This window comes from Sivoneniella epilithica UHCC 1019 (assembly GCF_040830845.1).
Lineage (GTDB): Bacteria > Cyanobacteriota > Cyanobacteriia > Leptolyngbyales > Leptolyngbyaceae > ULC077BIN1.
In genome coordinates, this window is the sequence record NZ_JBFPDP010000003.1 from 138,299 (window position 1) to 151,402 (window position 13,104).

The window sequence follows — 13,104 nt, forward strand, 5'->3', positions numbered from 1 at the left end:
CGTTGCCGCGATCGCGGGTTTTGCTCTTCACAATGAATGAGTCAGGAACGAAAGAAGGGTACACGACCATGATGGAATTTGATCCTCCTCAAAACAGCCCAGAATTCTGGGAAGGTCAGGGTCGCGCCCACTGTGAAGGAGATCGCTATGCTCAGGCGATCGCAGCATTTGACCAAGCGATCGCCCTAAATGCTGCCTATTGCAAAGCCTGGAATAATCGCGGAAATGCACTTTGTGGTCAGCAGAAATATGCCGCAGCGCTAGGATCTTACGACCAAGCGATCTCCTTGCAGCCGGATTACCATCAAGCGTGGTTTAACCGAGGCTTATTGCTGATTGCAATGAATGCCTATGGAAATGCAGTGGAATCATTTGATCGGGCGATCGCCATTTACCCCGATCCCAGATACCTCCATGCAAAAGCAGGAATTTGGTTGAATAAAAAGTTAGTAACAGTTTGATATAGCAGTACGAAGAAAAGTCAAGACAACAACCATCCGTTTTCTTATTGCTCAAAGATCTTTGTGTCCTAACCTATTCATCCGTTGCTATAGCCATTGAAAAAGTTCCAGGAACATTAGTCTTGTGTTCCTGGAACTTGTAATGAACCTACTGGTTAATCAACCTCATGCAATCTAAAACTAGACTGGTGTCCAACGACCAATTTCATTGCCGTAAAGGCTGGCATAATATAAGCTACCGTCGGGTCCAGTTTCCATATCAACGATGTATTGCAAGTTATCAAAATTCTGGGTAGCACCCGCCGTGCCATCAGGATTCAAGAACGTTACATAGACATTTCCGTAGCCCACATCGTTATAGAATAACGCACCGTTGTAAACCGCAGGGAACGTATTTCCAGTATAGAAATCGCCCACAACCCACGCAGTTGCCCCAATGTGATTGCCAGCCAAAAGTGCATTCACTACAGGTTGTCCACTGTTATAGAACGCCTGAGCTTGCGGCAAAGTGCTGTATCCTTGATTTTGTGGATCGCCTTCAAAATAGGGCCACCCAAAGTTCCCGCCCCTAGTTGCCACATTCACTTCTTCCCAAATATTCCAGCCAACATCCCCAATATAGGGAGTGCCGGTGCCCGGTTCAATTGCGAATCGGAAGGGATTACGGAAGCCATAGCTCCAAACTTTAGAACGGTTGCTGTCAACATCCCCATTGTAGAAAGGATTATCCGCGAAGCCTTGACCAGTGATCGGATCAATCCGCAGCAATTTACCAGACAAATTATCAATGTCTTGCACACGGGTTGCACGGGGATCAACTGCATTGTAAGACGTGCCATCACCGATAGTGACATACAGCGAACCGTCTAGACCAAACTGAACCTGTCCAACACTGTGCGTGTTGCTGTCGGTCGCCAAATAATCGCGAATGTTGTTGTTGTTGTCGAAGTTTGTATCGGTTGCTTGGTAGTCTCTGCCTATGTTCGCGGGGTCTGCATCTTCAATCAGTGCGGCTGGCGCGTTGATCGTCGTCCCATTCACAATGCCAGACGGTAGGATAGTGAAATCACTGGTACTATCCGCATCGGGGCGGCTGGTGTATTGCCAAAGGCTATTTTTTCCTAGCAGTACTACTTCGCTATTGGGTAGAACGGTCGTGTAGTTTGTGGCTGGGTCAGCCGTCACTCGGATTAAGCGAGAGGGGCGATTGCCACCGCCATCGGGACCTGCTAACCCATTTTGCCCTTGAGTTTCTGGAGGATCGTAGGTGAACAACAGATAAACGTAATCACGACCTTGGTTTTGACCAAAGAATGGATCAACGGTTAGCCCTAATAAACCGCGATCGGCATCGTTATTCACTTGAGCCGAAATATCAATAAACGATTGCGCTTGTAGGTTCCCATTCACAGCCACTCGAACCACTCCGTCCTGCTGAGCAATATACATGCGCTGACCATCTGGCGACCAATCAAAGGTGGTCGGTCTATTCAAGCCGCCAAAGACCTGCTCTCGGGCAAAGTCAACTGGTGGTGGTGGTCCTGGAGGTAGGGGCGGGGTAATATTTCCTACTACGAGTTGAGCATTTCCCCAGTTAGCGTGATCACTGCTATCGTTATCGCCGCCATTGGTAACAATCAGTTTCAAGTTCTGTCTGCCTGTGACATCAATATTCACTAGCTTTGTTTCGGTGACACCCGTCATCAATCCACTGTCATAAAGTAGTACACCATCTGCCCAGACTTGAAAGACTACAGAACCGCTATTACCGACCTCATCGTCTACGCCAATGTAAGAAACGAACTTGTTGTAGACTCCACCGAGAGCATAGTCGATTTCGGATCCCGCATGGACTCCTAACCCTTTGGCATAGGTTGCACCATTCAGGGTTAAGGGTCCGCCATCGTTTGCGGCTTCTTCTCCATTGCTTCGATCTCTTTCCATAGGTCCCCAGCCATTAATGACGGCAGTGGGTATCAAATCGCTTAAATAAGTGATAGCGGGTGGAGCATTTGGATCGATGATTGTAACTTGAGAGGTACGAGATGGACCTAAATCTGCTCCCTGGGTGCCATCAATCAATAAGCTAAACACTTCGTTGGCTTCAGCGATCGCATCATTGAGCGTTTGAATGGTGATCTGTTTCTCAACTTCTCCGGGTGCAAACACTAGCGTTGTGGGAAGAATCGCCGTATAGTCCACATTCGCGATCGCTGTTGCATTACCCCCCGTGTAGTACTGCACTGAAGCGGTGCCTGACGTATCTCCTAATCGCTGAATAGGAATCGTCACCACTCCACCTTCATTCACTTGGGAGCTATTTCTTCCAATTACAATTGTGGATTGAATCGCTACCTGAAATGTTCCCAGTTGAGTATTTGTAGCAGATGCATTGCCTAAGGTGTCTCGAACTTCTCCAGCTAGTAAAGTTGCTGTATAGGTGCCATTGTCGTTCCAGTTCCAAATGCCATCGGGTGCAGCAATTTGGTAGGTAGCAGTTAGAGCTTGACCATTTGCATTGGGGGTAACATTCACTCGCTGGGCTAGTTGAGTGAAGCCATTGGGACCAGTTACCCGAATGTCAGTGTTGTTAATTGTGCTGACATCGACTGCCGTTGCATCCGTATAAGCAACGGTAAAGGTGTAGGGAGTAGCTCTACTGGCAACTAGGGTGGTAGCAGTTAGGGCTGCGGTGGGAGCAATCGTTTCAGGGGGTGGCGGTGCGGGTGGGAGTATTGTACCTGCCGTAAGTTTTGCGTCTGCCCAGTTGGCATGATCATTAGAGTTGTTGTCGCCTGCATTGGTGACTACCAGCCTTAAGGTTTGCTTCCCTGTGACATTCAGATTGACCAGTTGTGTAGCACTCGCCCCTGTCATGGTGCCGCTGGTGAAGAGTTGAACACCATCAACGAAGACCTGGAACACTACAGAACCAGCATTACCAACCTCGTCATCTAAGCCAATGTTGGAGGAGAAGTTGGTGTAGGCACCGCCAAGGTTATAAATGATTTCAGAGCCAGCGTGAACTCCTAAACCCTTAGCATAGGTGACTCCATTCAGGGTAAGGGGATTGCCATCAGCCGCTCCTTGTTCACCATTACTTCTATCTCTCTCAAATGCTCCCCAGGCGTTAGTTGCTGAGGTTTCATTCAGATCACTTAAGTAAATGGGAATGCCAAGAGCAGGTGGCGCTGGAGGGGGTGTATCGCCTGATGTCAGTTTTGCGTCTGCCCAATTAGCGTGGTCAAAGTTGTTATTATCACCGCTATTAGTCACAATCAACTTCAAATTTTGTTTGCCTGTGACGTTCAGATTGACTAGTTGCGTGGCACTCGCTCCTGTCATTCTGGTGCTATTAAAAAGTCTGATGCCATCTACCCACACCTGGAAAACGACGGAGCCATTATTACCCACTTCGTCATCTACACCAATATTGGAAGAAAAATTAGTGTAGGCACCGCCTAAGACATAGTTGATTTCGGAGCCAGCATGAACCCCTAAGCCTTTGGCATAGGTAACCCCGTTCAGAGTAAGGGCTTTGCCATCGCCTGTTGCGGCTTCTCCATTACTTTTGTCTCTTTCGATTGCGCCCCAACCATTGGTCGCCAACGTCCAGTTTAAGTCGCTTAGATAGGTCGTGGGCAGAACACCGCTGTATTGCTGGAGAGTTTGTGGGTCAAAAATCAAGCCTGTTTCAATGGAACCCACGCTCACTTCTAAGTCCCAATTGCCACCTTTGTTGCTGTTGCCGGTTAAGTCAGTGGATGCGGCAATGTCTGCTCCGGTCCACTGCTGGAGCGATCGCAAAAACGCTAAGCCACTTTCACCTGCGCCGACATCGCAGCCATACAGCAGAATATCGGCATTAGGGGCTAAACTTTGAGCGCTTTGCTGTAGCTTCAGCCCGTAATAGGGCAGTGTTTGCGTACTTAAATAAGTATTGCCTAGCTGGAGGCTGCCAGCATTGCCATGGGAAACAATGTGAACACTTCCAATATTTTGATAGTTTGCCAAAGTGTCCAGAATTTGCTCGACCCCATCGCGATTGGAATCTAGAACAAAAACACTGCTAGATTTAGCCCCCCGAATCAGGGAATCAATATCAGCAACAGCGGAATCAATAAATAGTAAATTTTGGGAAGCCGAAGTTCCATACTGAGATGAACCCGATTGCTCATGAAAAGACTGTGACAGATGAGAACCTGTCCCTAGTAGGGGTATTAAATCCGACATAGTGAATGCCTTACTTAGATAGATTGAATGAAGTGAGTTAAAAAACCAAGTAGAAACCGCTGAACTTTTATGGGAACAACCAAATAGAAATCGCTAGCCTTGTGGGAGCCAGCAATCTCACCTGAAAAGCTGTTTCTAACTACATTAAGAAAACTTTTGAAGATTTGTTTGGGTGTTGGCGCGGTTGAAGGGAGTAGATTTTGATCATGAAGTAGATTAATTAGGCTGCTTAATTCTGTTTTAGAGCAGGAATAACGCGTAAGCAATACCACGGATAGGAATTCACCTTTTCCTCATAAAGCTACGTGGTTTCATTACAAAAACTTTTTGTAATGAAATAAAAATAAGCTGCCTGCATCGCGATTTATCCCTTCAAACCTACAGTGCAAATTTTAGATATTAAGCACAATAAGAGATGGCTCTAAAATTCCTATAGGAGAAGCTTTCTATCAACTTTTAGCGAAGGGTGCTTAGCCAAACGGTATCAAAACGGCTTGACTTTGGAGTGAGCGATCGCCCAATCTAACGCTATTCTGACTCCTGCAAATAGCACTAAACTTTCCAACAGCAGGACGATTAATGTGAAAGGAGCAATGCCCCTTTGCCACCCTAGATCAAGCTGTGCCAGTCCACGCACTAAGCCAAAAGCGGCAACGGCTCCCGATTTAAGGTGAACGTTTTGGTCGTGACGAATCACATAGCGATAGGTGACGGCAAACAAAAAGCCCGACAAGATAGCAATGGCTCCACTGATTGCAATGGTGATTTCGCTGCTTGCAGGTGAGGTTGTCAATGAATTAGCGGAATCCAAGAGCCACTGGTGATTGATCACAGTGAAAAGTGCGAAGAGTATTCCGGCAGCGATCGCGCCGATCCCACCTGCCTTGAGTGACTCCCATCGCTCTGCCCAACTGAGATGCGACCCTGCACCCTGTTTGATGTCGCGGACTGCTTCATTCCCCTCAATCATTTCGCTTCTCCAGTCCCACTGTTCTGTTCTACCTGAGATTTTTGGCGTTGCTGAATGCAGACATGATTTCCACTTGTAGGGATAGCGCCTTGTGCCTACCCTCATTAGAATGAAGGGCAACCACAAGGGATTGCCCCTACGAATTTCATATCTTGATTCAGCAACGCCTGATTTTTGCCCTGCAATTAATCTACAGTTGTGTGGGATGTTTTGCTGCTCTGAGATTCCCACTTTGAACTATGATCAGTTGTGAAGATGTTTTATCACAGTGTTTCACAGGTTCCTATGGATATTTTGAGCTTGGGTTGGGTTGGTCTTTTGGTGGTCTTCACGTTTTCGATTTCGTTGGTTGTTTGGGCGCGCAATGGATTTTGAAGTGACTTGTGCAAGGTAATTGCGTGTTACATAGGCGAGATGCCTAATGCATAGTTTTATCTAAGGACGACTCTTCAATATAACCGTGGAATATCCTGTTTTTAGTGTTCTGATTTTAGCGGCGTTTGGCTTGCTGCTGGTGGTCAGCGGCGGTGTAGCTTATCTGACTTTGGCAGAGTGGCGCGATCGCCGTCGGCGTGATGCAGAAGAACGTGCCAATCGCCCCGCCCGTCGCAAAGGTTAGTTGAATTTCTAACCCCTCATTCTTAACCCCTCATTCCTAGCCCCCCATCATGATTCAACACGAGAGTATTGCCGCCCACGGTGGACAATTGGTCAATCGCATTGCCACTACCGACCAACGGCAAGAGTTTTTAGACAAGGCAGATCATTTGCCCATTGTGCAGGTTGATGATCGCACCGTGTCAGATTTGGAAATGATCGCGATCGGGGGGTTTAGTCCACTCACAGGCTTTATGGAAGAAGCCGACTATCAGTCTGTCGTCAACACTATGCGGCTAGCCAATGGCTTACCCTGGTCAATTCCCATCACGCTTTCTGTGGTTGAAGAGACGGCGGCACCGTTGAAGGAAGGCAGCTTAGTGCGGTTGGATGATGCGAAAGGGCGCTTTGTGGGGGTGTTGCAACTGACGCAAAAATATCACTATGACAAAAAGCAAGAAGCGCTGCATGTCTATCGCACCAATGAAGAAAAACACCCTGGGGTGAACGTGGTGTATAACCAAGGCGCAGTAAATTTGGCAGGTTCTATTTGGCTGTTGCAGCGCGATCCGCATTCCAAGTTTCCCCTCTACCAAATTGATCCGGCTGAGTCGCGATCGCTGTTTCGGGAAAAAGGCTGGAAAACCGTAGTAGGTTTTCAAACTCGTAACCCGATTCATCGCGCCCATGAATACATTATTAAATGTGCGCTGGAAATAGTAGATGGGTTATTTTTGCATCCGCTAGTAGGGGCAACCAAAGAAGATGACATTCCCGCCGATGTGCGAATGCGCTGCTATGAAATCATGTTGGAACACTACTTTCCTAAAGACCGCGTGATTTTGGCAATTAACCCGGCTGCCATGCGCTACGCCGGACCGCGTGAAGCAATTTTCCATGCCCTCGTGCGAAAAAATTATGGCTGTACTCACTTTATTGTGGGTCGTGACCATGCTGGTGTGGGCGACTACTACGGCACCTATGATGCTCAATATATTTTTGATGAGTTTAAGCCTGAAGAATTAGGCATTTTGCCGCTGAAGTTTGAACACGCTTTTTATTGCACTCGCACCGAAGGGATGGCAACAACGAAAACTAGCCCTAGTCTGCCAGAAGAGCGAATTCATTTATCAGGAACGAAAGTCCGCGAGATGCTGCGTCGGGGAGAACTACCACCGCCCCAATTTTCCCGTCCACAAGTTGCAAAAGAACTCGCTCGAACGATGAAAGTGTTTACTGAAAATCAGTACGAGATTTAGCTTGCCCACTGCGATCGCGGTCACCCACAAAATCTAAATGCTAACCACAGGGAGTATGCAATGCTTTTTCGCATATGTTTTGATGAGTGAGAAACCCTGGAGATAGTTACTATGTCTTACGAAGTTGCTCAACAGGTTTTGAATCAACTTGCCCTTGGAACTGAGCTTTTTATCGCTGGCTATATAGCGACTGCTTTCACCCTTTATGCGTGGAAGCGCAGCGCTGAACCGGTTAAGGTGCCCCTCGCAACGCCCTTATTTTTGCCGCCAGCCACTACACCAGAAGCCATTGAGCGATCGCAATCCTCAAAGCCTGCCAACGTAAACGCGATCGCCCTTTCTCTTCCAAAAACCGAATTGATTGAATAGTAAGGGACTAAAGAAGTTCTAGTTTGAACAGACGATGAACAGTTTGACGGGCAGCACTATACCCCCCATCCACATAAATGCCCGCGATCGCCGCTTCCACTGTTTCCGCCAGCACATCCGGCTGCTCATCAATATTCTGCTGTTTTTCCGCAGTACTCCGCTTGATCCGGTAGCTGATTTCCAACTCCTGACCAATCCGCGCCAAATTTTCAACTTGCCTTAGTTCAATTTTACGCAACACGATCTCTGGTTGACTGTCACAACCAGCCCGAACTAGCCATTCCGTCAGAACCGTATCAATCAACGCACTTCCGAGTAAACTATAGGCTGCTTGATCCGTACAGGGTTCGGATTGTTCCATTGCATAAGCTTTGCGAGTCAGCGATCGCGCCAGAATGCGCTTATCAAAGAAAAAATAACCCAGTTTCTCTTCCAAACTCATCTCTATCCCACTCTCCATTCGCCACTCGTAATTAATTCGCCATTCGTAATTCGTCACTTCCTATGATGCACGGCTTCATTCCTCCTGAACGGTTCTTTGCCTATTTATCCTGGACTGATATTGAGGCAATGTCCCACAAAGATCGCGTGGTGATTATTCAACCGATTGGGGCGATCGAGCAGCACGGACCCCATTTACCGCTGATAGTTGATAGCGCGATCGCCCAATCTGTTTTAGGTAAAGCCTTGGAACAACTCGATCCAGCGATTCCTGCGTATGCCTTACCCTCGTTGTACTACGGTAAATCGAACGAACACTGGCATTTTCCCGGCACCGTGACATTAACCGCCCAAACCCTCATTGCCCTCCTCATGGAAGTAGGCGAAAGTATTTATCGGGCTGGATTTCGGAAGTTTGTTTTGCTCAATGCTCATGGAGGACAGCCGCAAATTATGGAGATTGTGGCGCGAGATTTGCACCAAATTCATGATGATTTTGAGGTGTTCCCATTTTTTGTCTGGCGATCGCCCAATATTACCAAGCAGCTATTGACTCCAAAGGAAGCAGAATTGGGCATTCATGCCGGGGATGCCGAAACTAGCTTGCTGTTGTCGATTTTGCCCAATCAGGTCAAGATGGATCGCGCTCAGGCAGAATATCCCCATGGGCTACCGCAAGACAGCTTACTCACCCTAGAACGCAATCTACCCATTCCCTGGATGACGCGAGACATTAGCCGTAGTGGTGTAATTGGTGATCCCACGACTGCCACGGTGGAAAAAGGCGATCGCATCCTCAAATCTCTTGCAGAAGGCTGGGCACAGGTGATTGCTGATGTCTATCGGTTTCAGCAACCGCAAATTTGGAAAGAGTAGAAAGGAAAGAGTAGAAATTTAAGTTTTTATAGATCAATTTTTTCCGTAAAACGCCTCAAACAGACTGTAGTTCGGACTAAGAGGTCTACTTTCAAATAGGAAATCCTAATGGCACGACAACTTAAACGGTGGGAGTCGCCCCGAAAAGAAGGACGAAACGATAAAGGACGGGGTGGCTCTGCTCGCCAACGTCAGCGAAAAAAACAGTTTCAAGCCTTGCGAAAAAAGCTGAAGGAACAAACGGACAGTCAAGACAACAAAAATCAGAAGAACAAAAATCAGAAAAACAAGAACGGGGAGGCAAATCGCTTCCCTTTTCTTTTGGCAACTATCAACCAAACCAGATCGGCGCGATCGCTAAGGGCGCTTGAGTGCCAGTGTTAACCCATCGGCGATCGGGATTAGGCTCAGAGAGATGCGATCGTCTTGGTGAAGCTTTTGGTTGAGCGCGCGGATTTTTTCGGTGCTATTGTTCGTGATCAATGGATCGGCAACAGCACCCGACCACAGGACATTATCGATCGCGATCAATCCGCCCACCCGCACCAGTTGTAGGGCGCGTTCATAGTAGTCATCGTAGCTGCTTTTGTCTGCGTCAATAAATGCAAAATCGAAGGTATTGGCTTGCCCGTCTGCCAGTAAGCGATCGAGGGTTTCCAAGGCAGGCGCAATCCGCAGATCAATTTTGTCGGCAACTCCAGCTTTTTGCCAATAGCGACGAGCGATCGCGGTATAGTCTTCGCTGACATCACAGGCGATTATTTTGCCATGGGGCGGCAGCGCCAGCGCCACCACAAGAGAGCTATAGCCCGTAAATACGCCCACTTCCAGGGTTTTAGTTGCGCCCATCAATTGCACCAATAGCGCCATCAATTGTCCCTGTTCCGGCGAAATCTGCATTCCTGCCATGGGTTGCTTTGCCGTTTCATCGCGCAGTTCAGTTAAAATCTCCGGTTCACGCACTGAAACGGATTGCAGGTAGGCATATAGGCGATCGCCCATCGCCAAAGATTTGTTTGACATAATCGGTTTAGCCTACGTGAAATGGGATTGTCGCTAGAGGCAGACAGGCAAGCAGCAGCCAGCTAAATGACCACCAGTTTACAGTCCGGTTTGGCTCCGGTTCAGCCAGCAACAAATCAATCCGCTCCATTAAGCGATCGCGGGAGATTGCCCAACTAAACGCAGCACAGATTTCAGACTGGGCAAACTGCATCACCGGAGCGCTGACGATCATCAACAAGGATTCTGCTAGCACCAAGGGATCAACCTGTTGGGCAGCAATGCGATCGGCGCGCAATTCTCGCAGGATCAGCAGTTCTTGCCAGAGCGTTTCGGTTTGGGGCAGCCAGAGGGTAGCGCGACGAATCCAACCCAGCCAAAAGAACCAAAAAGTGTCGTGGTAGGTCGCATGAGCCTGTTCGTGAACCAGCACCGCTTCTAGATGATCCGCATCCAGCGTATCGATTAAGCCTTGGCTAACAACCAATTCGGGATGCCAAAAGCCAACCCGCGCACTATAGGGCGTAGCTAGATTGAGCAACCGAGCCGGATTGCCATGCACGTCAATCACGGGGTTTTGGCGAATTGTTTGGAGAGTACAAATGGCTTCCCATGCTAACTTTAAGCCGAGGAAACTGCTGCTGATTAGAAAAGCGATCGCCAGTCCATAACTGAGCCACCCTTCCCAGCGCAACACCATTTGTCCAGCGGGTCCCATCCACAAGATGGCGATCGCAGTCATCACCAACAGCAACGGGGGCAACAGAAAGGCAATCAGCGATCGCTGCCATCGTTCCGCCCAAATTCCTGAAGCCTCAACCCAGCGTAATCGAATCATCCACGCCAAGCTTAAACCCGTCATCATCATTAGGAAATGCATTCGTCTGACTCCCTGGCTTTGCGAACGGCACGTAGTTTTTCAGCGATCGCCTCTAGCTGCTCAACGCTAGTTTGATCCAAACTATCAGCAAAAGCGGCTACCACATCGGGGTTACTTACTGCTAAAAACTGATTCAACTGCTCATAAGAGTGCAGCGCTTTTGCCTGCTGCCGAGACACCAGCGCCCTCCAAGTAAAGCTGCGTTCTTGTTTATCGCAGGTTAACCAGCCTTTTTTGACCAAACGATTGAGAACTGTTGTCACAGAGGTATATGCCAACTCTCGATTCGGATCGCTGAGAATGCGATCGTGTATATCTTTTACGGTAGCGATTTCCAAATCCCAAATGATGCCTAAAATCTCAGCTTCCAGAGAACCAAGAGACAATTGTTTGGGTCGGTAGTTGGGTAAGGCAGCCATCAATAATAAATAGGGCAAACGAACAAAAGCTGTCTTTAGGATAAAGCAAATAGTCGCTGTTATGGCTGTTTGCGGATACTTGCCATCTTTTGAGATCAAATTGCAATGTTTGACAGGCTGTCTTTTGACAGCGATCGCCAATCTTCGCACAATAAAATAGAAATCTACAGCATTGCTGTTTATCTGCGTACTTATTTGACCCTGGTAGAGGTGAGTTTTTCCACTGCTACCAGGATCTTTGTTTAAGAGAATTAGCTAGACCCCCAATGGTGGAATCTCCATTGACAATCCGCAGTTGGGAAGCAGAAATGAATGGTTTTAGGCAGCCTCACTTTTTGCAGCGATCGCTCTTTGTTTCCGGCGCTCAAGGTGACGGTCATATCGATTCATTAAAGGGGTTGAAGTAATGCCGTGCAGAATGACTGAAACGACGACGGTGATAAAGGTAATCCAAGCAATTTGTTCGCCGATATCACCTTTCAAACCAGAACCCAACGCATAGGCAAGATAGTAAAGCGAACCCACGCCACGAATACCAAACCAGCCAAATAATAAACGTCGAAGCGGACTGTAGTTTTCGCCAATGGTGCTAATCCAGGCTCCGATAGGACGGATTAAAAAAATCAATACCCCTGCCACTAAAAGACTTTGGGGCAAAAACCGGAGAATGGGGTCAATTCGCAGCAAAGACCCTAATAGTAAAATAGTGCCGACTTCTAGTAGTTTTTCAAGAGTTTCAGCAAACTCAAGTTGAGAGAATCGTTTTTCTGGATCGCGATAGGTTTTTTGGGCAACCACACCCGCAACAAATACTGCCAAAAACCCGTAGCCATTGACTAATTCTGTTAGCGAGTAAGTAATCAGAATCATACTCAGCACGACAAAATCTTCCATTAAGCTATCCACAGTGACACGCTGCTGAGCTTGTTTATCGAGCCAAACTACCGCTCTAGCAACGATAATACCCATGATAAAACCAGCCGCGATCGCCCAAACTACATCTATCGCCACCCATTGAACAAACCAGTTTTGCCAGTTGTCATCCTTCAGCCAATACAGCCCAAAATAAACAAATGGAAACGCCAGAGCATCGTTCAAACCGCCTTCTGAGGTTAAACCAAACCGCAACTCATCTTTATCATTAGGATCAGAAATTTGCACTTCGGATGCTAAAACAGGGTCAGTTGGAGCCAAAATAGCACCCAGTAAAATTGCTGCGCCCCAACCAAAACCAAGGGAAAAATGAGCGATCGCGGCAACCGCAAAAATCGTGATCGGCATCAATAAACCAATCAGTCGAATCGTCGAATTCCATGCCCAAGTTTTAAGCGGGCGATTCATCTTTAAGCCACAGCTAAAGAGTGAAATCAAAATGACAAATTCAGTCAGACGCTCCAAAAATTCTGCTTCAGGTCGTAGCTGAATTAAATTCAAACCGTAGGGGCTTAGAAAAATCCCAACCAACAAATAAATAAGCGCATAGGAAAGCGGTAAACGAGTAATTAAACCAGATCCTAACGTAACGAATAAAAGTAATATGCCGATTGCCAGGAGATCAAGAATATAAACATCCATTCGTTCTAAACTAATATGCCTA

General features: G+C 47.5%; 14 protein-coding genes. 7 read left to right on the forward strand and 7 right to left on the reverse strand.

All coding sequences use genetic code 11. From position 1 onward, the window contains the following. Positions 1-2: 2 nt before the first annotated feature. Positions 3-461, forward strand: coding sequence for a tetratricopeptide repeat protein (locus tag AB3R30_RS03305; protein WP_458647717.1), 459 nt, complete (start codon positions 3-5; stop codon positions 459-461). 180 nt (positions 462-641) lie between these two features. On the opposite strand, the gene AB3R30_RS03310 is transcribed toward AB3R30_RS03305, so the two are convergent. Together AB3R30_RS03310 and AB3R30_RS03315 are read right to left on the reverse strand one after the other, a co-directional pair. Then, positions 642-4,694 (reverse strand): NPCBM/NEW2 domain-containing protein, encoded by a 4,053-nt coding sequence (locus AB3R30_RS03310; RefSeq protein ID WP_458647718.1) that lies wholly within the window; start codon positions 4,692-4,694, stop codon positions 642-644. A 484-nt stretch (positions 4,695-5,178) separates the two neighbouring features. Beyond that, positions 5,179-5,664: a hypothetical protein gene (locus tag AB3R30_RS03315; RefSeq protein WP_458647719.1), complete on the reverse strand. Its 486-nt coding sequence runs from the start codon at positions 5,662-5,664 to the stop codon at positions 5,179-5,181. Between the two features lie 285 nt (positions 5,665-5,949). Here AB3R30_RS03315 and petN point away from each other — a divergent pair, with 285 nt between their 5' ends. From petN to AB3R30_RS03335, 4 genes are all read left to right on the forward strand, one after another. After that, entirely contained in the window at positions 5,950-6,039 is a 90-nt protein-coding gene (petN, locus tag AB3R30_RS03320; protein ID WP_009555764.1) for a cytochrome b6-f complex subunit PetN, read from the forward strand. Positions 6,040-6,124: 85 nt separating this feature from the next. Beyond that, positions 6,125-6,283, forward strand: a complete 159-nt coding sequence (locus AB3R30_RS03325) for a hypothetical protein (protein WP_458647720.1) — start codon at positions 6,125-6,127, stop codon at positions 6,281-6,283. A gap of 49 nt (positions 6,284-6,332) precedes the next feature. Next, positions 6,333-7,520, forward strand: coding sequence for a sulfate adenylyltransferase (sat, locus tag AB3R30_RS03330; RefSeq protein WP_458647721.1), 1,188 nt, complete (start codon positions 6,333-6,335; stop codon positions 7,518-7,520). 111 nt (positions 7,521-7,631) lie between these two features. Then, on the forward strand, positions 7,632-7,889 hold the full coding sequence (locus tag AB3R30_RS03335) for a hypothetical protein (protein ID WP_458647722.1): 258 nt from the start codon (positions 7,632-7,634) through the stop codon (positions 7,887-7,889). 7 nt (positions 7,890-7,896) lie between these two features. Here the strand turns inward: AB3R30_RS03335 and AB3R30_RS03340 are convergent, their stop codons facing one another. Continuing rightward, positions 7,897-8,388 (reverse strand): ribonuclease III domain-containing protein, encoded by a 492-nt coding sequence (locus AB3R30_RS03340; RefSeq protein ID WP_458647723.1) that lies wholly within the window; start codon positions 8,386-8,388, stop codon positions 7,897-7,899. A gap of 5 nt (positions 8,389-8,393) precedes the next feature. Between AB3R30_RS03340 and AB3R30_RS03345 the strand changes: the two genes are divergently transcribed. Both AB3R30_RS03345 and AB3R30_RS03350 read left to right on the forward strand, forming a co-directional pair. After that, on the forward strand, positions 8,394-9,206 hold the full coding sequence (locus AB3R30_RS03345) for a creatininase family protein (protein WP_458647724.1): 813 nt from the start codon (positions 8,394-8,396) through the stop codon (positions 9,204-9,206). Between the two features lie 108 nt (positions 9,207-9,314). After that, positions 9,315-9,590: a hypothetical protein gene (locus AB3R30_RS03350; RefSeq protein ID WP_458647725.1), complete on the forward strand. Its 276-nt coding sequence runs from the start codon at positions 9,315-9,317 to the stop codon at positions 9,588-9,590. On the opposite strand, the gene AB3R30_RS03355 is transcribed toward AB3R30_RS03350, so the two are convergent. From AB3R30_RS03355 to AB3R30_RS03370, 4 genes are all read right to left on the reverse strand, one after another. Further along, positions 9,564-10,229, reverse strand: coding sequence for a class I SAM-dependent methyltransferase (locus AB3R30_RS03355; protein WP_458647726.1), 666 nt, complete (start codon positions 10,227-10,229; stop codon positions 9,564-9,566). The genes AB3R30_RS03350 and AB3R30_RS03355 overlap by 27 nt on opposite strands. A 7-nt stretch (positions 10,230-10,236) precedes the next feature. Then, positions 10,237-11,088, reverse strand: a complete 852-nt coding sequence (locus AB3R30_RS03360; protein WP_458647727.1) for a M56 family metallopeptidase — start codon at positions 11,086-11,088, stop codon at positions 10,237-10,239. Further along, positions 11,076-11,507: a BlaI/MecI/CopY family transcriptional regulator gene (locus AB3R30_RS03365; protein WP_458647728.1), complete on the reverse strand. Its 432-nt coding sequence runs from the start codon at positions 11,505-11,507 to the stop codon at positions 11,076-11,078. The genes AB3R30_RS03360 and AB3R30_RS03365 overlap by 13 nt, the downstream gene beginning before the upstream one ends. A gap of 318 nt (positions 11,508-11,825) precedes the next feature. Beyond that, the gene (locus AB3R30_RS03370; RefSeq protein WP_458647729.1) at positions 11,826-13,082 is read right to left on the reverse strand and encodes a cation:proton antiporter; all 1,257 of its coding nucleotides are present in this window, start codon (positions 13,080-13,082) and stop codon (positions 11,826-11,828) included. Between the last annotated feature and the right edge of the window lie 22 nt (positions 13,083-13,104).

Excerpts from the sequence above, each read along its gene's own strand:
- AB3R30_RS03310 (WP_458647718.1), bottom strand. The coding sequence starts at position 4,694 with ATGTCGGATTTAATACCCCTACTAGGGACAGGTTCTCATCTGTCACAG.
- AB3R30_RS03315 (WP_458647719.1), bottom strand. The coding sequence starts at position 5,664 with ATGATTGAGGGGAATGAAGCAGTCCGCGACATCAAACAGGGTGCAGGG.
- petN (WP_009555764.1), top strand. The coding sequence starts at position 5,950 with ATGGATATTTTGAGCTTGGGTTGGGTTGGTCTTTTGGTGGTCTTCACG.
- sat (WP_458647721.1), top strand. The coding sequence starts at position 6,333 with ATGATTCAACACGAGAGTATTGCCGCCCACGGTGGACAATTGGTCAAT.
- AB3R30_RS03335 (WP_458647722.1), top strand. The coding sequence starts at position 7,632 with ATGTCTTACGAAGTTGCTCAACAGGTTTTGAATCAACTTGCCCTTGGA.
- AB3R30_RS03345 (WP_458647724.1), top strand. The coding sequence starts at position 8,394 with ATGATGCACGGCTTCATTCCTCCTGAACGGTTCTTTGCCTATTTATCC.
- AB3R30_RS03350 (WP_458647725.1), top strand. The coding sequence starts at position 9,315 with ATGGCACGACAACTTAAACGGTGGGAGTCGCCCCGAAAAGAAGGACGA.
- AB3R30_RS03355 (WP_458647726.1), bottom strand. The coding sequence starts at position 10,229 with ATGTCAAACAAATCTTTGGCGATGGGCGATCGCCTATATGCCTACCTG.
- AB3R30_RS03360 (WP_458647727.1), bottom strand. The coding sequence starts at position 11,088 with ATGCATTTCCTAATGATGATGACGGGTTTAAGCTTGGCGTGGATGATT.
- AB3R30_RS03365 (WP_458647728.1), bottom strand. The coding sequence starts at position 11,507 with ATGGCTGCCTTACCCAACTACCGACCCAAACAATTGTCTCTTGGTTCT.
- AB3R30_RS03370 (WP_458647729.1), bottom strand. The coding sequence starts at position 13,082 with ATGGATGTTTATATTCTTGATCTCCTGGCAATCGGCATATTACTTTTA.